Origin of the sequence: Providencia sp., from assembly GCF_003533305.1 — a bacterium.
Taxonomy (GTDB): domain Bacteria; phylum Pseudomonadota; class Gammaproteobacteria; order Enterobacterales; family Enterobacteriaceae; genus Providencia.
On record NZ_DOEH01000015.1, the window covers coordinates 288,884 to 310,111 of the forward strand.

Here is a 21,228-nt window from a genome sequence, read left to right on the forward strand (position 1 = left end):
CTCTAATGATGGGCCAGACTTCATTTGACCATTACAGCCTAATAGGCAATAGAAGTAGGAAAGGGCAATGTTTAAATTTATTTTGCGTCGTTTACTTGAAGCAATTCCGACACTTTTGATTCTTATCACCATTTCATTTTTTATGATGCGACTTGCACCTGGAAGTCCTTTTACGGGGGAGAGAAAATTGCCGCCGGAAGTGATGGCAAATATTGAAGCCAAATATCATCTTAATGATCCGATGTATAAGCAATATTTTAATTATCTTGTTCAGCTTTCTAAAGGCGACTTTGGTCCCTCGTTTAAATATAAAGATTACAGTGTTAATGAATTAGTGGCTAAGGCATTTCCGGTATCAGCCAAATTAGGCGCGACTGCTTTTATTGTTGCGGTTTTTTTTGGTGTAACTGCGGGGGTGATTGCTGCACTTAATCAAAATACTAAGTGGGATTTTACAGTCATGGGCTTTGCCATGACGGGGGTTGTCATCCCAAGCTTCGTTGTGGCTCCACTGTTGGTACTTATTTTTGCCATTCACTTAAAATGGCTACCAGGTGGAGGTTGGGATGGTGGTAACGCCACACATATGATTTTACCGATGGTTGCACTTTCGTTAGCATATATTGCGAGTATTTCTCGTATCACTCGTGGTTCTATGATTGAAATTATGCATTCTAATTTCATTCGCACTGCCCGCGCCAAAGGTTTACCGTTAAGAACCATTATTTTACGTCACGCATTAAAGCCTGCATTACTCCCGGTATTGTCATATATGGGGCCTGCATTTGTTGGCATTATTACTGGTTCAATGGTTGTTGAAACTATATTTGGTTTACCGGGGATTGGGCAATTATTTGTTAATGGCGCGTTAAACCGAGATTATTCATTGGTACTGAGTTTGACAATATTAGTGGGTATATTAACGATTGCCTTTAATGCCATCGTTGATGTGTTATATGCCGTTATTGACCCTAAAATTCGTTATTAGACCGGAGACCCACTATGTTATTAAATAAAAAAAATAGTGAAGCTCTGGAGCAATTTACAGAGCAGCTTGATATTGAAGGGCGTAGTCTTTGGCAGGATGCCCGTCGGCGTTTTATTCATAATCGTGCCGCCATTTTTAGTTTATGCATTTTATTTTTAATTACGTTGTTTGTTATTTTTGCCCCGATGTTATCGCCATTTCTTTATGATGATACGGATTGGGAAATGATGTCTATGCCGCCAGATGCAGCAACAGGACATTATTTCGGGACCGATGCATCTGGACGTGATTTACTTGTTCGAGTCGCTATTGGTGGAAGAATTTCATTGATGGTTGGTGTCGCAGCCGCACTCGTGGCTGTTATAGTCGGTACTTTATATGGCTCATTGGCGGGTTATGTCGGCGGCAAAATTGACTCATTGATGATGCGTATTCTTGAAATTCTAAATTCATTTCCTTTTATGTTTTTTGTCATTTTATTAGTCACTTTATTTGGTACCAATATTTTACTGATATTTGTTGCCATCGGTATGGTGTCTTGGCTTGATATGGCACGTATTGTGCGTGGGCAAACATTAAGTCTTAAACGTAAAGAATTTATCGAAGCTGCATTAGTGAGTGGTGTAAGTACTCGACATATTATTTTACGTCATATCGTCCCTAATGTGCTCGGGGTGGTTGTGGTGTATGCATCATTATTAGTGCCAAGTATGATTTTATTTGAATCATTCTTAAGCTTTTTAGGTTTAGGAACTCAAGAGCCGTTAAGTAGTTGGGGAGCATTGCTCAGCGATGGTGCTAATTCAATGGAAGTCACACCTTGGTTACTGCTTATACCTGCGGGATTCTTAGTGATTACATTATTTTGTTTCAATTTTATCGGCGATGGCTTACGTGATGCCCTCGACCCGAAAGATCGTTAAAGGGGATATATATGACAATAATGACATCTAAAAGCCCTCTTTTAACTGTAAAAGATCTCAATGTGACATTTTCTACACAAGATGGTGATGTGACAGCGGTTAATAAACTTAATTTTGAATTAAGTGCAGGAGAGACCCTTGGAATTGTTGGGGAATCGGGCTCAGGTAAATCACAAACGGCATTTGCATTAATGGGATTACTCGCCAAAAATGGCCACATTGGGGGTTCTGCTATTTTTAATGGGCGAGAGATCCTTAATTTAAAGGAAAAAGAACTTAATAAAATGCGAGCTGAAGAAATATCGATGATATTTCAAGATCCAATGACATCATTAAATCCTTATCTAAAAATAGGTATCCAACTTTCTGAAGTTTTAATGCTTCATAAAGGAATGAGTCGTCATGAGGCATTTGAAGAATCTATTCGTATGCTTGATGCAGTGAAAATGCCAGAAGCGCGTAAACGTATGCATATGTATCCCCATGAATTTTCAGGTGGAATGCGTCAACGAGTTATGATTGCAATGGCATTATTATGTCAACCTAAGCTATTGATTGCAGATGAACCCACAACCGCATTAGATGTTACTGTGCAAGCACAAATTATGACGCTCTTAAATGAGCTAAAAAGTGAATTTGATACAGCTATTATTTTGATAACACATGACTTAGGCGTTGTGGCAGGTGTATGTGACAAAGTATTGGTTATGTACGCAGGGCGTACCATGGAGTATGGTACTGCGCGCGATATTTTTTATGCGCCATCACACCCTTATTCTTTAGGTTTGCTTGCTGCGGTACCGCGTCTTGATGGTGATGACGAAAGTCTGGCAACTATTCCAGGCAATCCACCGAATCTATTAAGATTGCCTAAAGGGTGTCCATTTTCTCCTCGTTGCCAGTTTGCTAGCGCTCAATGTGTTGAAAATGAACCTCTGCTAACAGGATTCTCACAAAATCGCCTACGTGCCTGCTTTCAGCCTGTGGAGGAATTAGCATGACACAGCAATCTACTAATCAAGAACAAGACAGGCAAGTCTTATTGGAAGTTAACGATCTTAAAGTTCACTTTTCGATTCGAGATAAAAAACAATGGTTTTGGCAGCCAGATAAAAGTCTTAAAGCAGTTGATGGCGTTACTTTGCGTCTTTATGAAGGTGAAACTTTAGGTGTTGTCGGTGAGTCAGGGTGCGGTAAATCAACTTTTGCACGAGCCCTCATTGGCTTAGTTAAAGCGACCGATGGTACGGTGAGTTGGTTAGGCAAAGATTTACTTGGAATGAGCAATAAAGAATGGCGTAATGTGCGTAGTGATATCCAAATGATTTTTCAAGACCCATTGGCATCACTGAATCCACGTATGACCATTGGCGATATTATTGCCGAACCTCTCAAAACTTATCATCCAGAAATGTCACATACTCAGATTCTTGAAAAAGTAAAAGCGATGATGTTGAAGGTCGGCTTATTACCTAATCTGATTAACCGTTATCCGCATGAGTTTTCTGGCGGGCAATGCCAGAGAATTGGGATTGCCCGTGCGTTGATTCTTGAACCTAAATTGGTTATTTGTGATGAGCCAGTATCAGCACTCGACGTTTCCATTCAAGCACAAGTCGTCAATTTGTTGCAGGAACTACAGCGCGAAATGAAGCTTTCACTGATTTTTATCGCCCATGATTTAGCGGTAGTGAAACATATATCAGATCGCGTATTAGTGATGTATTTAGGTCATGCCGTCGAATTAGGTACTTATGACGAGGTGTATAATCATCCATTACATCCTTATACTCGAGCGCTGATGTCTGCTGTTCCTGTCCCCGATCCTGACAAAGAAAAAAATAAAGTGATTGAATTACTCGATGGGGAACTCCCATCACCGATTAACCCACCATCTGGTTGTGTATTTAGAACGCGCTGCCCGCTGGCGGATGAGGAATGTAGTAAAACAAGACCATTATTGGAAGGTAGTTTTAAACATGCAGTATCATGCTTAAAAATTGATCCACTTTAATCATAGTGGTTTAAAATTAGCGTTAAAAAAATAAAAAGGGCCAATCGGCCCTTTTTATTGCATGACAATAACTATTTGAAAGTATTTAGATAAAAACTAGTTTTTCCATAAAATATGATGGAATGGTTTTTTAGGATCACGGCTAATGAGAATTCGTGCAAAAATATCATCTAGCTCATCTTCGGCTGTTTTCGCCAATCCGATCACGACTTCACTCAGCGTTTTTAACTCAAGTTCATTTGTTAAAATCATTTGCCAGTGATTAGTTATGGGCACTATTTCTGCCGCACCACACTCTTCAAACTGTAAAGCAAAAATTAATTGATCCGCAGGTTCTAGATTATCCATTGCCCCTTCGAGGAAAAGGTCATATGCGATTTCAATGATTTCATCTTCATCAATTAAATTTGTATTATGCGTTGCTGTCATGGTCGTTCCTAAAAATTATAATTATAACAATGGGCTAAAGAAATAACATAAGCGTTCAACGACACGATTCCAAAATGGGCGTTGTTCCCATTCATCTATTTCTAAGCGAGTTGAGCGAGCCATGTAGTCATACTGGACAAGCGTGAGATCGCTACCAAAACTCTTATCGTCGATGACAACAGTTATCTCAAAGTTTAACCATAAGCTGCGCATGTCTAGGTTAACTGAGCCGACTAAACTGAGTTCACCATCGACAAGGACGCTTTTTGTATGTAGTAAGCCATCTTCGAACTGATAAATCTTAACGCCAGATTCAAGTAATTCGGTGTAAAACGAGCGACTTGCCCAACGTACTAAAAATGAGTCATTTTGACGAGGCATAATAATACTGACGTCAACACCACGCATTGCAGCAGTGCAAATGGCATGTAACAGGTCATCACTCGGTACGAAGTAGGGGGTCGTCATAATTAACTGCTTACGTGCAGAAAACATGGCTGTCATTAAAGATTGTTGAATAAGCTCATCAGGGAAACCTGGCCCTGAGGCAATAGTTTGCGTTGTATGTCCATTGGCTTGTTCAAATGGCATCATATTGGCATCAGGCGGCGGTGGCAGTATACGTTGGCCTGTTTCCATCTCCCAGTCAAAAGCATAGACAATACCCAAGGTGGTGCTTACAGGGCCTTCCATTCGAACCAGTATATCAATCCACTCACCCACCCCTGAATCTTGCTTAAAATAGCGTGGGTCGACCATATTCATACTACCGGTGTATGAAATATAATTATCGATAATGACTATCTTACGATGTTGACGTAAATCCATACGGCGTAAGAAAAAACGCATTAAATTAACTTTAAGCGATTCAATGAACTCAATACCTGCTGCGCGCATTTTATCTGGATAATCACTACGGAAAAAATGCCAGCTACCCGCAGAGTCAACCATAATACGACATTTGACACCGCGCTTAGCCGCGTTAAGAAGGGCGTCTGTAACGCCGTCAACAAGACCACCAGGCTGCCAGATATAAAATACCATTTCAATGGAGTGTTGCGCATTGTTGATATCATTAACAATCGCTTTGAGAGAGTCTTCACAAGTTGTTAAGAGTTGTATTCGGTTGCCTTTTACACCAGCAATGCCTTGGCGTTTTTCACAGAGTTGAAACAGAGGCTCGGCGACAGGACTATTCTCTGACGTGAATATATGTTTTGAATGACGTAAATTTTCTAGCCATGTTGCGACTGATGGCCACATGTGATGTGCTTTATCGACACGGCGCTTGCCTAAATGTAACTCACCAAAAGCAACATACGCAATGATACCGACCAATGGCAGGATATAGATAATTAATAACCACGTCATCGCTGAAGTCACGGGTCTTCGTTTTACTAGAATTCGAACCGTAACAGCTGCAATAATTAGCCAATAAAGGAAAAAAAATAGCCAGCTAACGAAAGTATAGACTGTTGCCATAATTGATTGCATGCCTCACTGACAGGGTGAAAAATGGAAGAAATAGTGTCAAAAAACGAGAGTTTAGCTAAATTTCACCATATAAAATCATGATCAAAACTAAACTTAATAGAATTTAGCAAAAATTGGTTACAAAAGCTTTGTTAAATGCATAAATCTATAATGAAATTATAATTTAGCTTGTTTATTATTTATGGTTGTAATTATTTAAATGGATATTTAGGGGCTAAAAAAGTTCTACTTGGCTCCTTTGAGCAAAAGAATATAATATTTTTTGAAAATTAATTATTCATCTGAAAAGGACACAATAAATGAGACGTAGTAGGCATGAAGTTGCTCGCTGGAGAATGTTAAGACAGGCTCTTAGACGCCGTCGCCGCTGGTTGGAAGGGCATTCTAGGCGTAATATGCACATCTACTCAATGCGTAAAATTGACATTTATAAACGTCGTCATTCTCTGTTATTTGCTCAATGGTGTGAGTAGGGTTATTAAGGCTTTTATTCACATTTTTCACTTTGAGTGATAAAGCTTATTGAATATGATTGCTATTTGCATTTAAACTATCAGTCATATTCATTAAGTACAGGTGTAGGGTAGAAATTGCATATGCGCTGGATCCGTTGGGTTTTCATTATTGTTATCTCGTTATCTATACATGCAGGCCTCGCGATGGCTTGGATTTTCAATCAACCAAATTTGGTTAAAAATCCAGAACCTATGAGCATTGCAATGATAGCATTTGAAGAGGAGGCTCCCGCAACTCAGCCTGTACCGCAGGTAGAAACGCCGGTGGAACCTGAGCCAGAACCAGAACCTATCGTGGAACCTGAACCCGTTGTTGAGCCAGCTATTGCTTTACCGCAAAAAAAACCTGAAGTTAAAAAGAAACCAAAACCTAAAGTAGAAGAAAAGAAAAAAATTAAAGAAGAGGCTAAGCCTGTTGAAAAGCAGCTGGCAACAAATAATTCAAACACAGAGTCTAATTCACAATCGAAGGCAGAAAAATCGAATGCGACTGCCAAAAATAATGGCCCGGCAAACAACCAATCAACGAGTAAGAGTGGGCCTAAAGCGTTACGTAAGCAGGCTCCTCCATATCCAGATCGCGCACGACGACTGGGTAAAGAAGGTTATGTTAAAGTCCGTTATGATATTGATGAAGATGGGCGTGTGACGAATATTGAGTTTGTGGAAGTTTCACCAAAAGGATTATTTGAGCGAGAAGTTAAACGTGCGATGAATCGTTGGGCATATGAAAAACAACCGGCTAAAGGTTATGTGACAGAAATTTATTTCAAACTTGATGGTACGGTTAGCCAAGTATAAGAATAGAAGTCATATTATAAAGTTACCCCATTACTTTCTTAATAAAAAATACCGCCGTGAATAATTATTTCACAGCGGTATTTTTTATTTTATGGCTATATTTGCAAGTCGTAAAGCTAGCTTAATCTGAGCTTTCTAACTGAAAATGTTGTTTTTCTTTTGGCAATTCACGAGGTGTACTGTCGTCATTGACTGCGACATAAGTAAAAATGGCATCAGTTGCACGGTAGCGTTGACCTACGGGTTCTGTAGCCACTTTTTTTACCCAAACTTCAATATTGATAGTGATCGAGCTTTTACCTGTTTTTACGCAACGTGCATAGCAACAAACGACGTCACCCACAGCAACAGGCTTTTGAAATTTAATACCATTAACCGCGACGGTGACAACACGTCCCAGTGCGATTTCTTTCGCTAGAATAGCGCCGCCAATGTCCATTTGAGACATTAACCAACCACCAAAAATATCGCCATTTGCATTGGTGTCCGCAGGCATAGCCAGCGTGCGTAAGACGAGTTCCCCGTTAGGTAATTGCATATCCAACTCTTAGTTAAAATAATGATTTAAAGGATAATTATACTTTTATAGCAAATTATAGTGACAATAGTAAACTAGAACAACATCTTCTGCCACGATGATTTATAACCAAATGATTTTTGTATGAAGAATATACGTTAATCATCAATATTGACTATAGTGTGTCAAACGCCTCCTGTAATAAACTAAATTAATGCAAAGAAAAAACAAGAAACGTCTTTTACATTTAGTTAACAGGTTAGATTGTCTATACTAAAAAGATGACATGTTATCGATGAAAGATAATTAGGGAGATTCATGATGAGATTAATATTGGCACTATTACTACCTTGGTTTCAGTTCTTTACCATTGGGCGGCCTTTTGCGGGAATTATCTGCTTAATTTTACAGATTACGCTCATTGGCTGGATACCCGCAGCGATATGGTCGGTATATGCATTATCTCAATACAATACCGATAAAAAGATAAATAAAGCGTTTGGTCGATAATGACTGAATAATGATGTTGTCATCTAAATAAAAAAACCTGCTTTTATTAAATAGCAGGTTTTTATGTTTCGAAGCTAAATATAATTTATAAAACCTATTCTTTATGTTCTTCTACAGGTTCTTTGGTCATATTTTTAAAAATATAAACCACACTGAGAACTGTAAAAATAAGTGTACCAGCCGTTAAACCAAAGACTTTAAAGTTAACCCAAATATCTTGTGCCATCCAAAAGGCAACATAGATATTAACGATTGCACAGACTATAAAAAAGATAGCCCACGCACTGTTGAGTTTTGCCCAATAACTATCAGCCAATTTAATTTCTTGATTACTACCGAGCATTCTTTGAATTAATGGTTTTTCAGTGAACCACTGGCTTACTAGTAGCGCGATAGCAAAAAGACCGTAAATGATAGTTACTTTCCATTTAATGAAGACATCACTATGGAAAATAAGTGTTAATGCGGCAAAGGCCATAACAATAGCGCAGGTAATTTTCGCCACTTTTTCTACTTTTTTATAGATCAGATAAGTCGCAAGTAATGCCAGAGGAGTCGCAACCATCAAGGCGCCACTCGCATAAAAAATATCATATCGCTTATAGACGATAAAAAAGATGACTAAAGGAATAAAATCAATAAGTTGTTTCATAACAGTGAATACATAGCCTCAACGTCAAGATAATGGAGTAGTTTAACTGATTTTTGCTTGGATTGTTAAAAGTTTGCATCTTTTTACCAATAAACACGCATTGTTACCAATTATATTTGCACAATCTTACTGTTATTTGACTTACTTCTAGATTAACTTGTGCGGTTGATATATAAATAGTGTGTATATTATTTTAACTACCTAATTTATAGGGATTTTTCAGGACATGATTAAAGCTAGGCTATTTGCCTGGATGCCAGGATTAGAAACGCTGTTCAAATATCAACTTGCAGACTTAGGGCCTGATGTGAAGGCTGGGCTGTCGGTTGCTGCTGTGGCATTGCCTGTTGCCATCGCCTATGCAGAACTGATGGGTGTTAATGCAATCGTGGGTTTATATGCCTGTATATTGCCGATGTTTGTTTATGCCTTATTTGGTACTTCAAAACAGCTTATTATTGGGCCTGATGCGGCAACGTGCGCCGTAATAGCGGCAGCCGTTAGCCCATTAGCAATGGGGGATGCCAATACGCGGTGGCAATTGATCATTGTGATGAGCTTGATGACGGGGGTCTGGTGTTTAATTGCGGCAAGATTTCGATTAGGGACTTTTGCTGATTTTTTGTCTCGCCCGATTCTACAAGGATTACTCAATGGGGTGGCATTGACGATTGTTGTCAGTCAATTGGGCAAAATTTTTGGTATTACGACCCTACCTTCCGGTTTTATTGAGCGCTTAATTGCATTTCCTTTATCGTTATCTCAAACACATATTCCAACGTTAATTATTGCAGTGGCAACATTAACTATCACGATTGTGATTCGAAAAATTCGCAGTAAATGGCCTTCATTATTAATTGCTATGGTCTTAGCTACCGCTGCGAGTCTGTTATTTAATCTTGAACAATATGGGGTGAGTATTGTTGGAAATCTTGGTAATGGATTGCCATCAATCCCTATGCCTGATTTCCCTCCCGGATTAATTCGGGATCTTGTCATTCCGTCCTTAAACCTTGCGGTGATAAGCTTTGTGAGTTTTATGATGACGGCGCGTAGCTTTGCAAGTAAAAATGGTTATACCGTTGATGCTGATCAGGAATTACGTGCTTTGGGATTGGCGAATATTGCCTCGGCATTGTCGCAAGGCTTTGCTGTGAGCGCGGCAAGTAGCCGAACAGCTGTTAATGATATGATGGGCGGGAAAACACAATTAGTTTCAATAGTTGCAGCATTAACAATATTGGCTGTTTTACTTTTTTCTATGGACTTACTCGGTTATATACCGATGCCCGCATTGGGTGTGGTGCTTGTTATTTCGACATTATCATTAATTAATTTCCGAAGTATATTTTCAATGCGTAAACGTAATCGCGAGGCTTTTTTCCTCTGCATATTTACGCTGTGTGCCGTATTAGTCGTTGGGCTTATTAGTGGCGTTGGGCTTGCGGTATTATTAGGTTTGTTGCAATTTATTCGTATTATTTTTCGTCCGACTGATCAGCTTTTAGGTGTTGATGATCAAGGCATGTTGCACTCTATAACGCCGGGTAATGACATCCAACCAGTAGATGGCGTTTTGATTTATCGTTTTAATTCTCCGCTGACTTATTTTAATGTTAATTATTTCAAAGAACGCTTAAATAAACATTTAGATAATCAGCCTAAAAGGCCCGCTTGGATCATCGTTGATGCTGCCGTGAGCTTTACGCATAATGATGTTAGCGTTTTTTCTGCCCTAAATGACATTGTGACTTCATTGAAAGCAAAAGGGGTTACTCTGGTTTTAGCAGGGCGGCGTACCTCCGTTAATCGATGGTTAGAACAAAATAAAATTATACGTTCTGATGATGATTTATTAGTTGTGCCAGATATTTATTTTGCAATCCGCTTAATTCAGAGTAAGCAGCAAATACAAATAAAATGTGTAGAAGATAGAAAGGCAGTAGAAGAGCGAGTAATTGATGAGGTAGAACAAACTGCGGGTACGCTAAAATGTAATGGTGTTATGCCACTCTCTGAACAAATTAAACATGAAGACAGATAATTCTTAAAAAATAGCAAAACAAAAATTGTTATTTAGTGAGTCAAAAAAAGGGCGCATTTATTATGTGCCCTGAATATTTGAATTGATGCTAAGTCAGTTTTTGTTAATCAGCATGTATAAACGGTAGAAATAAATTAGTGCAAAAGCGGCAATAATATTATTTATTAGGAACGAAATACCGTTAGCAACAATATGATTTAATTGGACACTGCTGAGTAAAACACTCACTAGCATTTGTGACGCCATCCAGATTAATACCATTGGTAATGCAATTCGCCAATTGGTATAAGCCATCTTCCAACTTTTACCCATAGCACTAAATGGATTAGTTTTTTCACTGATAAGAATCGCTGGGGCTAACGAAAAACCAATGGCAAGCACAATACCAGGAAGCACCATAATAGTGATGCCTAGTTGAATAAGCAGCGAGCAAACCACTAATAACAGAAACATGGATGGCGCTTTAGATAATGACGATACAATGGCTTGCGTACCCGTCATTTCCTCACCTTGAGACATTCCTGCTATATAAGATAGTACACCACAAATCAATACTAGACTGCCGAGTGTTACTGATAATATCAACCCAAAAGATACACGTAAAATGCTGCTTTTATCCGCTTCAGAAAGGCTAAGTACCCAGTCTTGCAAGCCTGAATTGCCCGCTTCGACTAGCTTACTTTGCGCTTCAATAAGTACCCCTATCATTTGCTCATTTGGGATCATGACAGCGTAAAAAATCAGGCTAACCGCAGTTGCTAACAGTACGATTGTGGATAGGCCACTCAACTGATTTTTAAAAAAATTGATACTGTCACTGATGAGTGAATTGGCCGAAATGGACATCTAACTGCTCCTATCTACAAATGAGATCATAATTTTAGCTAATTGTAACTGAGTATCCTGCTCATAGGTAGAGAAAGATAAGAAAAGTCTGGGAGTTAGCAATAATTGTTATTTGAAATTAACACGCTAAATAGGTGTTAATAATGTTTTTTATAATCAAATACACTTAACATGTATTTTAAATGTAAGTTATAAGCGTGACGGAAATATAATGAAATGAAAAATCATTTTATATTTCGATGCTTATTTGTCAAAAATTGATTTAAATCAAAATTTAAAAAAATATAAATGAAATAATATAATCATATTTATTATGTTGTCTGTAAATTAGTAAAAGATGTGATCTTGATTTGAACATGAATTTATATAATAAGGTATATTTGCCTAAAATAAAAATACAGGAATGGGATTGATAATGAAAAAACTCACTGCGCTTATCTTAGCTGCTGCAACTCTAGCTCCGGCAATTTCAATTGCTCACGAAGCTGGCGATTTCTTATTTCGTGCGGGTACTGCAACCGTAAGACCTAATGCAGGATCAGATGCTGTTGATATAAAAGGAGTAGGTAATTTAGGTTCTTTTGATGCTAATAATAATACTCAATTAGGTTTAACCTTTGGTTATATGATCACCGATAATATTGGTGTGGAATTATTAGCAGCTACACCTTTTGAACATAAAGTTGGTACTGGTCCAACAGGAAATATTGCAACAGTTAAACATTTACCACCAACGTTAATGGCTCAATATTATTTTGGTAGTAAAGAAGACAAACTGCGCCCTTATTTAGGTGCCGGTGTTAACTATACCTTCTTTTTTGATGAAAAATTTAACTCAACAGGTAAAACAGCAGGTTTAAGTGACTTAGACTTATCTAGCTCTTGGGGCTTTGCCGCACAAGCAGGTATGGACTATATGTTAACTGACAACTGGATGTTAAACGCCTCTGTTTGGTGGATGAATATTGAAACTGACGTTAAATTTAAAGCAGGTGATGACCAATATAAAGTTGATACTCGTCTAGACCCGTTTGTATTTATGTTCGGTGTTGGTTACCGCTTCTAAGTATTTAGCAGGATGCAAAACAGGATATTTCCTGAAATCTGATGGATTAGAGTGTAGTAGGAAATCCGAGAGTATTTATATTCTCGGATTTTTTGTTTTATTTATATCATTTTTATTTATCACTATTTCAGGATATTGAAATAATTTTAAAAGAAAAATAACAATTAATTTACAGTTACCAAATAGAGAACAATAATCAGAATTAAAGCTATTAAACAAATAAGCCTGTGCAATAATTAATTAAAGTAATCACATTTTGTGATAAATGTAATGGTAAATTATTGAAAATTATTATTGATGATTTAATTTCTGTTAAATGAAAATAGGAAGGGGCTAATCTAATGTGAGGCGCAATTAAATTAACCCTTTAGATTTTTGAATATGTGATTTTAGATGACTACCAGAACCATTGAACATTTAAACCTGCATTGACACTACTTGTCTCATATTCATCAGGCTTATACAGCGGTGTTCCCAAAAAGAGATCATAGCTAAAGATATTAATGTTGCCTCTCATACCGATGGACGTACCGATTAATTGGTCATCAGAATAAAGGCCTATAGGATAGATATCGCCAATAATGCGTCCATAATCTATAGCATAGTACGGGTAGACGGAGATCCCAGGGAAATAAAAATTGAATTCATTACGAAAATAAAAGCCTTTGTCTCCAATAAGGGAAAACTCCTCGTCAAATCCTCTTACAGTCCAACGATTTCCCAGAGAGAATTGGTCTTGAATAGTTAAACGGTCACGGGAGTATTGTAGGAATAGCTGTGGATTATAGCTCATGACGAAATTATCAAATACGATAGGGATCATGCCACTGGCATCAAATGTAATAACTCGCCCTAGTGTACTGACATCACCATATTTCATATCCCAACTCTCTTCAGCACCAAACCAAGGAACATTACGTTGGTAATTTAGTGAGGCATCGATGGTTGCATTATCAATATTTTGTCGATGATTCACGCCTAATTTAATGTTGGTAAGGTTTCTTTCCTGCGACAGTAAAGTGACATCTTCAAGCTTATATTTGGATTTTCGTTTCATTAATTGCATTGATACCGTATCTTTATAAGTTTGACCACGTACTAAGATATGGCTAGCAGTCGCATTCAAATATTTACTATCACCATAGTATTTGTAGCTCATGACGGTATCTTTAATAGTTTGCTTATAGTCGCTTTGACTAGCATAAACAGAAAAAAGCCAATAGTTATAGGGAACAGCATAGTAAATTGATTGGTTATTTGAACTATGACGAGCTTTGTTGTTTAAGTTTTTACCTGCCGATACATAGAGTGTGTCATTTAAGCTCGTGAGATTATTCCCATACAGCGTGACGCCCATCTGGTCTTTACCTGTTTGTTTACTCCCTGAGTTACTGTAATAGCCGCCGACATTGAAATGTGGTGATTTATCCCGTTTAATAGTGATGTCTGAGCTTGAAAGTTCGCTGCTAGGCGATAATTCTATGTCAATTTTTGCATTTGGTATTCTTTCTAAGTTTTCTAAGCCTTGCTCAATATCGCGCAGATTTAAAATATCCCCTTTTTTAGTCGGCATGACAGAGGATAAATTGATGTATTTATCACTATCGTCGGTTAGTTTTATGTTTGCGACTTTTCCCGGAATAATTTGAAGTATTAAATTACCATCACCAATATTTTGTTCGGGGATGGTTACGCGCGTTGTGATATAACCTGTTTTAATTATTTTATCTTGCAAACCTTTCGCTAGTGTTTGGACACCGTTGATACCAATACAGTGTCCGATGACTTGATTTGCATACATCTGAAGAGGCCGTATAGACGGTAACTTGGGTTCTATTATTAAAGTAACCTGTCTTATTTCAAAACAGTTTTTTTCTTCTGAGAATATTAAAATGTTATTCGACTTTTCCACTTTTTTATTGAGTGTATCTTTAGTTTCTAACTGAGTTTGTTGCTGACGAGATTTATCTTGACTAATTTGATTGTTAATTTGTTGATCGATAACAGGTAGTTGGTTACCTGACGAAAAAAAAGGAAATAATGAAATAGATAATAGCACATAACGAAACTTCATAGGCACCACTTATATAGTAGAGAAATAGGGGGCTCCCCCTAAGCTTAATATTATAATTACTATTTTAGTTAAAACCCACATGGTTAATTTTATAATTTGCAACTATCTTGTGAGGGATATACAAATAGTTATTCATTTTTAAATTAGTAATATAAATTTTCATTAAAATGAAAAGGGCTGGTTAGGCCCTTAGAATATATTATTAATTATAAACTCTACCATCAAGAATAATTGTCATGCCTAAAATCAGTCCACTATAACCATTATAGATTATTGGGCTAGTAATTTTAGTTGTTCCTAATGAGCTAATTCTGCCACGATCGTTATCAATTCGAGTGAATACATCGATGATTGCATCTTTTCCTGCGTCAATTAGTCCTGAGTATGTATTGTTAAGCTTATCAGCATTAATTTTAACAGTATTCATTCCTGTTATTTTACCATAACGATTGTCTAGGTTATTTCGTAAATTAATACTAACATCACCTTTAGTATTACCTCGTTCTGAGATATTAGCTGAAATTTCGCCATAGTAATTATCTAAGCTATTTGCTTTTATAGCAACGGACCCATTATCGGCTTTTAAACCACCAGTTGTTCCTGCTAGCCCAAAATTAGAACTATAGTTTTTAAATGAAATTGAACTTCGATTAAGTAAGTTATATGTTTCTATATTCAAATCATTTTCGGCTTGAATAAGACCACTTTCATTAGAGAAAGTTTGATTGTTAAAGTCTAAATTATAACCTTTGATATAACCATAAGCATTTGTGAGGTATACAATATCAAATACAGATTTACCAGCACCAGATATGATAGAACCTGAGTTAGTCAGTGTATTTGATTTAATCGTTAACCCTTTACCACTGTTAATTGAGGCATATCTATCGTTAACGATCTGATAGCCCGCTGCAATATCCATTTTTCCATTAGTTGATTTTATTAATGAAGACTTATTATTAATGCTCGTTGCATCAAGATTAACTTTGCGCTTAGCAACTATTGTTGAATTATTACTATTATCGATTAAATTACGAGCGTTGATGGTTACATCGCGACCTGTAATATTAGAATTGTTATTATAAACATAGCCCGCATTGATAACTAAATCATTACCGGAAACAATGCCTCTATTGTCAGGAATGTTTACATTATTTCTGAGTGTATGATAGTTTTGAATACCGGTAGTGGCTCGTAAATTAATATCACCTTTAGTTGTCTTGATGCTTCCATTGGTATTAACTAATAGGTCAGATTTAATATTAATATCTTTTTGTGCATTGATGACTCCACCGTAATTATTCAATGTACCAGCGCTAGATAAATTAATACTACCACCTGATGAGGCGATTTGTCCGTTCACGTTATCAAAGTTGGAATTTTTTGATGTAATATTTACATCATCAATTGCAGTCATGCTTGATTGATTTTTAAAAGCATAAGACTCGCTATTTATAGCACCAGCCGATTGTATTTTATTACCATTAAATAAGTTTCCAACTGAGCTCATGGTCAGCCCACCAGTGCCAGCGCTAATAATACCTGCATTATTAACACCTGAACCATTTTCAGTGGAAACTAAAGTGATTTTATCTGCATACATGCCGCCCACTGAAGAAACGTCTATGCCAACGCTATAGCCATAACCTACGCCTGTAACGTTGGTTATATAGTTGCCTGCGGCATCAACAAAGTTGTTACCAGAAACAACATTAATTTCTTTCGCTCGAATATCTCCACCTATGGCGACTGAACGAGCAATAATATCAGTTGGAGAATCTGATACTAAACGATTTTTAATAACAATTTGACCTTTTTCTACGTTATAACCGATAACCTGACCACCAGCTACTAGTGTTTTTCCTGTCGTTAGAGTAACTCGTTCAGTATTGATAAAACCACAGTTGTTACAGGTAATACCTGACGCGTTTGCCACGATCACTTGTGCTTTATCACCGGCAACTTCAATTATACCGCCTAAGGTACTTGCTTTATTTGAGTTAACTTCATTGAGTATAACGTTAGCTGTCCCACCGCTTAAATTAAGATTACCGTTGATTTGGCCACCAAGTTGAGTACTTGTATTGGTTTGACTGTTATTTAAAATTAAACCTTTTTGGTCAACATCAAATTGGCTATAAATATTATGAGAAACACCACCCGCACTTGGCCCTTTGATGTGAACAATAGTGGGGCCATTAGATTGGTTAATAACAGCAGCACCATTAATATTAGTGACTGCGCCTTGAGCGACAGAGACGAGCCCTAAAACAATTGAGATACCTAAAAACACGGGTTTAATTCTCAATGTCGGGCTATTGAGTGATTTATTGTTAATTTGTTTCATATATATCCCTAAATTAGACTATAAATTAATTAAAATAGCATACTTAAATTCCATTACAGCCAGTTAATTATGCTTTAAATGTAATTTAAATAAAAATTAATTATTTTTAAGTCCTATGGTTAATATATATGTAACATAAATACCTACAATAATTAGAATGTAAGGTGTAAATATATTAAGATTAAGTTTTTACTTATTAATCATTGCATTGCAATTACTCCGATATGGATATTCTAGTTATTATTACGCATGAATTAATACTTATCTTTAAATTATAATAAGATGCTATTAGTAAGAGTTATTTATTGTTTGTTATTAGGTTTAGTTATTTATACTGCTTGATGATGTTTTTTATCTAAGCTTTAGTTTAAATTGATTGTTTATTCATCGAGAGTGAAAGTGGTCTTGTCAATAATAGAATTAAAATATTAATCTACTTTAAATAAACACTAAATATATCCTTAAATAGTGTATTTTGTATTTGAATAATGAAGGGGTTTTTAATTAGAGAGAAGAAAAAGGGTTTTAAATTAAAAAACCGCCAACAAATTATCTTGACGGTTTTTACACATTATTTAAAAGTTGCTGACTTCATATTAGAAACGAATTGGGTTAATTCGGCTAGCATAACATCGGGTCTATTAAGATTATTCTCAATAATTTTAACTACAGCTGAACCTGAAATAGCACCAGCAGCACCATTTTTTATTGCTTGAGCAACTTGTTCAGGTTCAGATATACCAAATCCTTGCAGAGCAGGGGCGGCATTGTATTGTTTAAGTTTGTCTATTAAATGGGTTAATGGCATTTCAGCACGTTTCTCAGTTCCTGTAACACCCGCTCTTGATAACAAGTAAGTATAGCCGCGACTGTGCTGCCCGATATTTTGTAATAATGCATCATCACCATTTGGTGGGCAGATAAAAATAGGGGCAATATCATGCTTCAAAGCAGCATCGCGGAACGGTTTAGATTCGCTCATAGGGACATCTGCAATTAAAACTGAATCGACGCCGGCTTCTTGGCAGCGAATAAAAAAGTTTTCAATTCCATTACTGAATACAAGATTTGCGTAGACTAATAAACCAATCGGGATTTCACTATGTTTTTCTCGAATTCGTTTTAATAATTCAAAGCAAATTGTTGGTGTTATTTCACTTTTAAAAGCACGTAAATTGGCATTTTGAATCGTTGGGCCATCGGCAAGTGGGTCAGAAAAGGGAATACCGATTTCTAATGCATCTGCTCCGCCAGAAATTAAAGCATCAACTATCTTTAAAGAAAGCTCAGCGTCAGGATCGCCTAAAGTAACAAAGGGAACGAAAGCACCTTGATTTTTATTTTCTAAACGTTGAAAAAGTTGTGTGTAACGTTCCATTAGATTTCTCCCTTACTTTTTAAAATATCGTGCACAGTAAAAATATCTTTATCGCCACGGCCGGATAAATTTACGATTAGCAATTGCTCTTTATTTGGCTCTTTTTCAGCCATTTTTAAAGCATAAGCTAAAGCATGTGAAGATTCGAGAGCGGGTATAATACCTTCTTTGCGCGACAGTAATTTAAATGCATTTAAAGCTTCATCATCCGTGATAGAAACATACTCAGCACGTCCAATACTGTTTAAATGGGCATGCTGAGGGCCAACAGAGGGAAAATCGAGACCTGCTGAAATAGAGTAAGATTCTTCGATTTGTCCTTCATCTGTTTGCATCATCGGCGATTTCATACCAAAGTAAATACCCACTCGACCGTGTTTTAATGGCGCGCCATGTTGGCCTGATTCAATGCCTAAACCCGCAGGTTCGACACCAATAAGATTAACTTGCTCTTCAGGGATAAAAGAAGCGAACATACCAATTGCATTAGAGCCACCGCCAATACAAGCAATGACAGCATCAGGTAGACGTCCTTCTCGTTCTAAGATTTGTTGTTTGGCTTCATCTCCAATCATACGTTGAAATTCACGTACAATCGTTGGATAAGGGTGTGGGCCTGCGGCTGTTCCCAGCAGATAATGGGCATTTTCATAACTTCCAGACCAGTCTCTTAGTGCCTCATTACATGCATCTTTTAAGGTGGCTGAACCGCTATGTACAGGGATAACCTCTGCGCCCATCAGCCTCATTCTAAAGACGTTTGGTGACTGACGTTCGACATCTTTTGCACCCATATAGATGCGACATTTCATATTGAGTAGCGCACAAGCCAGTGCAGTTGCAACACCGTGTTGGCCTGCACCTGTTTCTGCAATGATCTCAGTTTTTCCCATTCGTTTAGCCAGTAAAGCTTGACCCAAAACTTGGTTCGTTTTATGCGCGCCACCGTGTAATAAATCTTCGCGTTTTAAATAAAGCTTAGTTTTGGTACCTTCCGTAAGATTACGGCATAAGGTGAGTGCTGTAGGGCGTCCCGCATAATTTTTAAGTAAGTCATGAAATTCTTTTAGAAATGCGGCATCACTTTGGGCTTCAATAAAGGCATCTTCTAACTGATTCAACGCTGGGATCAGAATTTCTGGGACATATTGCCCGCCGAATTCACCAAAATAGGGGTCTAATTTGCTCATTTTTTGTTATCCATTTCGTCAATTAAATTTAATAATATATTGTTGATATTGAATCAACGATATTTAAATAAGGGCTTGTTCCGCTTTTAGTGATGTAAAAATTTGATTTATTTTTTCTTCACTTTTAATTCCAGGTTCAATTTCAACACCTGTATTGAAATCGAGCCCGTTACACACTAATTGCGCGGCTTGTCGGCAATTTTCTATATTTAAACCACCAGCTATCATGATCCGATGCTTTATGGTTGTCGGGATTGTCGTCCAATCAAATGTTTTTCCTGTACCACCATTGCCGTTATCAAGTAGTAATACATCGACTTGTGCTTGTTCATAGTCCGAAAAATGAGATTGTGACATATCAACGGCTTTCCAGATTTCACAATGCTCAGGAAGGAGACCGCGAAGTTGTTCAATATAATCTGCGGATTCACTACCATGAAGCTGTACCGCGGATAGTGCGAGTTGGCTTGCGATATGTGAAACAAAGTCTATGGATTGATTACGAAAAACACCTACAAATTTTAATGGAACTGAGTGAACAATCTGCTTTGCTTGTGACAATGTCACTTTTCGTGGGGATTTTTCAGCAAAAATTAGCCCACCAAAACTGGCGCCTGCAGTTAACGCAGCTTTTGCATCTTGCTCTCGGGTCAAGCCACAGACTTTATGCTCACCCACAAGTAATGTTTGTAGTGCTAACTCTAGGTTATCTTGTTCCATCAACGCACTACCAATTAAAAACCCATTAGCAACATCACTTAATTCGCGAATATGCTGATGTCGGTTGATACCTGATTCGCTTATCACAATAGTCTCTTTGGCTAAGCGGGGTGCTAATTGACGAGTACGATTTAAATCGATAGATAAATCGCGTAAATCTCGGTTATTAATACCAACGACTTTAGCGTTTAATTTTATCGCGCGCTCTAACTCTTCCTCATTACTAACCTCAGTTAGCACACCCATGTTTAATTGATGCGCAACATCTGCTAGTGCAATATATTCCTCATTATTAAGCACGGATAACATAAGTAAAATAGCATCTGCTTGATAGTAACGAGCAAGATAAATTTGATATGAATCAACGATGAAATCTTTGCATAACACAGGTTGCTTAACGGTATTACTCACTATCGTTAAATACTCCATATTACCTTGAAAATATTTTTCATCAGTTAATACAGAAATTGCAGAAGCGTAAGGCGCATATGTTTTAGCGATCAGTTCAGGATTAAAATCCTGTCTAATTAATCCTTTTGAAGGAGAGGCCTTCTTACACTCTAAAATGAATACAGGGCGTTTTGCGCTTAACGCTTGATAAAAATTACGGCGACTCGGTTCAACTTTAGTGATGAAACTATCTAATGGTTGCGTAATTTTTCGCTCTGCGAGATAAACAAATTTATCATCAACAATTTTTTGTAATACGGTTGCTTTCAT

At 37.3% G+C, this 21,228-nt stretch carries 19 protein-coding genes; 9 read left to right on the top strand and 10 right to left on the bottom strand.

Annotation, left to right across the window (positions count from 1 at the left end):
* Positions 1–67 precede the first annotated feature (67 nt).
* From oppB to oppF, 4 genes are read left to right on the top strand one after another with little or no spacing between them, the layout of a single operon-like run.
* The gene (gene oppB / locus DD649_RS08710) at positions 68–988 is read left to right on the top strand and encodes an oligopeptide ABC transporter permease OppB (RefSeq protein ID WP_294106050.1); all 921 of its coding nucleotides are present in this window, start codon (positions 68–70) and stop codon (positions 986–988) included.
* Between the two features lie 14 nt (positions 989–1,002).
* Positions 1,003–1,911, top strand: coding sequence for an oligopeptide ABC transporter permease OppC (gene oppC / locus DD649_RS08715; protein WP_294106052.1), 909 nt, complete (start codon positions 1,003–1,005; stop codon positions 1,909–1,911).
* A gap of 11 nt (positions 1,912–1,922) precedes the next feature.
* Positions 1,923–2,912: an ABC transporter ATP-binding protein gene (locus DD649_RS08720; protein ID WP_336429991.1), complete on the top strand. Its 990-nt coding sequence runs from the start codon at positions 1,923–1,925 to the stop codon at positions 2,910–2,912.
* Positions 2,909–3,925 carry a murein tripeptide/oligopeptide ABC transporter ATP binding protein OppF gene (gene oppF, locus DD649_RS08725; RefSeq protein WP_294106054.1) on the top strand — a complete coding sequence of 339 codons (1,017 nt, stop codon included), beginning with the start codon at positions 2,909–2,911 and terminating at the stop codon, positions 3,923–3,925. Before DD649_RS08720 ends, oppF begins: the two co-directional genes overlap by 4 nt.
* A 96-nt stretch (positions 3,926–4,021) precedes the next feature.
* On the opposite strand, the gene DD649_RS08730 is transcribed toward oppF, so the two are convergent.
* Together DD649_RS08730 and cls are read right to left on the bottom strand one after the other, a co-directional pair.
* The gene (locus DD649_RS08730) at positions 4,022–4,354 is read right to left on the bottom strand and encodes an HI1450 family dsDNA-mimic protein (RefSeq protein ID WP_294106057.1); all 333 of its coding nucleotides are present in this window, start codon (positions 4,352–4,354) and stop codon (positions 4,022–4,024) included.
* Positions 4,355–4,375: 21 nt separating this feature from the next.
* On the bottom strand, positions 4,376–5,836 hold the full coding sequence (cls, locus tag DD649_RS08735; protein WP_294106060.1) for a cardiolipin synthase: 1,461 nt from the start codon (positions 5,834–5,836) through the stop codon (positions 4,376–4,378).
* 311 nt (positions 5,837–6,147) lie between these two features.
* Between cls and DD649_RS08740 the strand changes: the two genes are divergently transcribed.
* Both DD649_RS08740 and DD649_RS08745 read left to right on the top strand, forming a co-directional pair.
* On the top strand, positions 6,148–6,321 hold the full coding sequence (locus DD649_RS08740) for a YciY family protein (protein ID WP_294106063.1): 174 nt from the start codon (positions 6,148–6,150) through the stop codon (positions 6,319–6,321).
* 123 nt (positions 6,322–6,444) lie between these two features.
* On the top strand, positions 6,445–7,164 hold the full coding sequence (locus DD649_RS08745) for a TonB family protein (RefSeq protein ID WP_294106066.1): 720 nt from the start codon (positions 6,445–6,447) through the stop codon (positions 7,162–7,164).
* A 121-nt stretch (positions 7,165–7,285) separates the two neighbouring features.
* On the opposite strand, the gene yciA is transcribed toward DD649_RS08745, so the two are convergent.
* Entirely contained in the window at positions 7,286–7,702 is a 417-nt protein-coding gene (gene yciA / locus DD649_RS08750) for an acyl-CoA thioester hydrolase YciA (RefSeq protein WP_294106070.1), read from the bottom strand.
* Between the two features lie 300 nt (positions 7,703–8,002).
* Between yciA and DD649_RS08755 the strand changes: the two genes are divergently transcribed.
* The gene (locus tag DD649_RS08755) at positions 8,003–8,191 is read left to right on the top strand and encodes a YqaE/Pmp3 family membrane protein (RefSeq protein WP_294106197.1); all 189 of its coding nucleotides are present in this window, start codon (positions 8,003–8,005) and stop codon (positions 8,189–8,191) included.
* 94 nt (positions 8,192–8,285) lie between these two features.
* On the opposite strand, the gene DD649_RS08760 is transcribed toward DD649_RS08755, so the two are convergent.
* Complete coding sequence (locus DD649_RS08760) at positions 8,286–8,843, bottom strand: septation protein A (protein WP_294106073.1); 558 nt, start codon at positions 8,841–8,843, stop codon at positions 8,286–8,288.
* A gap of 226 nt (positions 8,844–9,069) precedes the next feature.
* Here DD649_RS08760 and DD649_RS08765 point away from each other — a divergent pair, with 226 nt between their 5' ends.
* Positions 9,070–10,887 (top strand): SulP family inorganic anion transporter, encoded by a 1,818-nt coding sequence (locus DD649_RS08765; protein ID WP_294106076.1) that lies wholly within the window; start codon positions 9,070–9,072, stop codon positions 10,885–10,887.
* Between the two features lie 93 nt (positions 10,888–10,980).
* Here DD649_RS08765 and DD649_RS08770 read toward each other — a convergent pair whose 3' ends face one another.
* Positions 10,981–11,733 (bottom strand): YciC family protein, encoded by a 753-nt coding sequence (locus DD649_RS08770; protein ID WP_336430000.1) that lies wholly within the window; start codon positions 11,731–11,733, stop codon positions 10,981–10,983.
* Between the two features lie 415 nt (positions 11,734–12,148).
* On the opposite strand from DD649_RS08770, the gene ompW reads away from it, so the two are divergent.
* Positions 12,149–12,799, top strand: a complete 651-nt coding sequence (gene ompW, locus DD649_RS08775; RefSeq protein ID WP_294106082.1) for an outer membrane protein OmpW — start codon at positions 12,149–12,151, stop codon at positions 12,797–12,799.
* 397 nt (positions 12,800–13,196) lie between these two features.
* Here the strand turns inward: ompW and DD649_RS08780 are convergent, their stop codons facing one another.
* The 5 genes from DD649_RS08780 to trpCF form a co-directional block, all read right to left on the bottom strand.
* The gene (locus tag DD649_RS08780) at positions 13,197–14,873 is read right to left on the bottom strand and encodes a ShlB/FhaC/HecB family hemolysin secretion/activation protein (RefSeq protein ID WP_294106085.1); all 1,677 of its coding nucleotides are present in this window, start codon (positions 14,871–14,873) and stop codon (positions 13,197–13,199) included.
* 202 nt (positions 14,874–15,075) lie between these two features.
* Complete coding sequence (locus tag DD649_RS08785; RefSeq protein ID WP_294106088.1) at positions 15,076–17,220, bottom strand: filamentous hemagglutinin N-terminal domain-containing protein; 2,145 nt, start codon at positions 17,218–17,220, stop codon at positions 15,076–15,078.
* Between the two features lie 571 nt (positions 17,221–17,791).
* Positions 17,792–18,598 carry a tryptophan synthase subunit alpha gene (gene trpA / locus DD649_RS08790; RefSeq protein WP_294106091.1) on the bottom strand — a complete coding sequence of 269 codons (807 nt, stop codon included), beginning with the start codon at positions 18,596–18,598 and terminating at the stop codon, positions 17,792–17,794.
* Positions 18,598–19,788, bottom strand: coding sequence for a tryptophan synthase subunit beta (gene trpB / locus DD649_RS08795; RefSeq protein WP_294106094.1), 1,191 nt, complete (start codon positions 19,786–19,788; stop codon positions 18,598–18,600). The genes trpA and trpB overlap by 1 nt, the downstream gene beginning before the upstream one ends.
* 63 nt (positions 19,789–19,851) lie before the next feature.
* Positions 19,852–21,228, bottom strand: a complete 1,377-nt coding sequence (gene trpCF, locus DD649_RS08800) for a bifunctional indole-3-glycerol-phosphate synthase TrpC/phosphoribosylanthranilate isomerase TrpF (RefSeq protein ID WP_294106097.1) — start codon at positions 21,226–21,228, stop codon at positions 19,852–19,854.

What these genes read in the sequence shown, in the direction of transcription:
- oppB (WP_294106050.1), top strand. Translation starts at nt 68, where the DNA reads ATGTTTAAATTTATTTTGCGTCGTTTACTTGAAGCAATTCCGACACTT.
- oppC (WP_294106052.1), top strand. Translation starts at nt 1,003, where the DNA reads ATGTTATTAAATAAAAAAAATAGTGAAGCTCTGGAGCAATTTACAGAG.
- DD649_RS08720 (WP_336429991.1), top strand. Translation starts at nt 1,923, where the DNA reads ATGACAATAATGACATCTAAAAGCCCTCTTTTAACTGTAAAAGATCTC.
- oppF (WP_294106054.1), top strand. Translation starts at nt 2,909, where the DNA reads ATGACACAGCAATCTACTAATCAAGAACAAGACAGGCAAGTCTTATTG.
- DD649_RS08730 (WP_294106057.1), bottom strand. Translation starts at nt 4,354, where the DNA reads ATGACAGCAACGCATAATACAAATTTAATTGATGAAGATGAAATCATT.
- cls (WP_294106060.1), bottom strand. Translation starts at nt 5,836, where the DNA reads ATGGCAACAGTCTATACTTTCGTTAGCTGGCTATTTTTTTTCCTTTAT.
- DD649_RS08740 (WP_294106063.1), top strand. Translation starts at nt 6,148, where the DNA reads ATGAGACGTAGTAGGCATGAAGTTGCTCGCTGGAGAATGTTAAGACAG.
- DD649_RS08745 (WP_294106066.1), top strand. Translation starts at nt 6,445, where the DNA reads ATGCGCTGGATCCGTTGGGTTTTCATTATTGTTATCTCGTTATCTATA.
- yciA (WP_294106070.1), bottom strand. Translation starts at nt 7,702, where the DNA reads ATGCAATTACCTAACGGGGAACTCGTCTTACGCACGCTGGCTATGCCT.
- DD649_RS08755 (WP_294106197.1), top strand. Translation starts at nt 8,003, where the DNA reads ATGAGATTAATATTGGCACTATTACTACCTTGGTTTCAGTTCTTTACC.
- DD649_RS08760 (WP_294106073.1), bottom strand. Translation starts at nt 8,843, where the DNA reads ATGAAACAACTTATTGATTTTATTCCTTTAGTCATCTTTTTTATCGTC.
- DD649_RS08765 (WP_294106076.1), top strand. Translation starts at nt 9,070, where the DNA reads ATGATTAAAGCTAGGCTATTTGCCTGGATGCCAGGATTAGAAACGCTG.
- DD649_RS08770 (WP_336430000.1), bottom strand. Translation starts at nt 11,733, where the DNA reads ATGTCCATTTCGGCCAATTCACTCATCAGTGACAGTATCAATTTTTTT.
- ompW (WP_294106082.1), top strand. Translation starts at nt 12,149, where the DNA reads ATGAAAAAACTCACTGCGCTTATCTTAGCTGCTGCAACTCTAGCTCCG.
- DD649_RS08780 (WP_294106085.1), bottom strand. Translation starts at nt 14,873, where the DNA reads ATGAAGTTTCGTTATGTGCTATTATCTATTTCATTATTTCCTTTTTTT.
- DD649_RS08785 (WP_294106088.1), bottom strand. Translation starts at nt 17,220, where the DNA reads ATGAAACAAATTAACAATAAATCACTCAATAGCCCGACATTGAGAATT.
- trpA (WP_294106091.1), bottom strand. Translation starts at nt 18,598, where the DNA reads ATGGAACGTTACACACAACTTTTTCAACGTTTAGAAAATAAAAATCAA.
- trpB (WP_294106094.1), bottom strand. Translation starts at nt 19,788, where the DNA reads ATGAGCAAATTAGACCCCTATTTTGGTGAATTCGGCGGGCAATATGTC.
- trpCF (WP_294106097.1), bottom strand. Translation starts at nt 21,228, where the DNA reads ATGAAAGCAACCGTATTACAAAAAATTGTTGATGATAAATTTGTTTAT.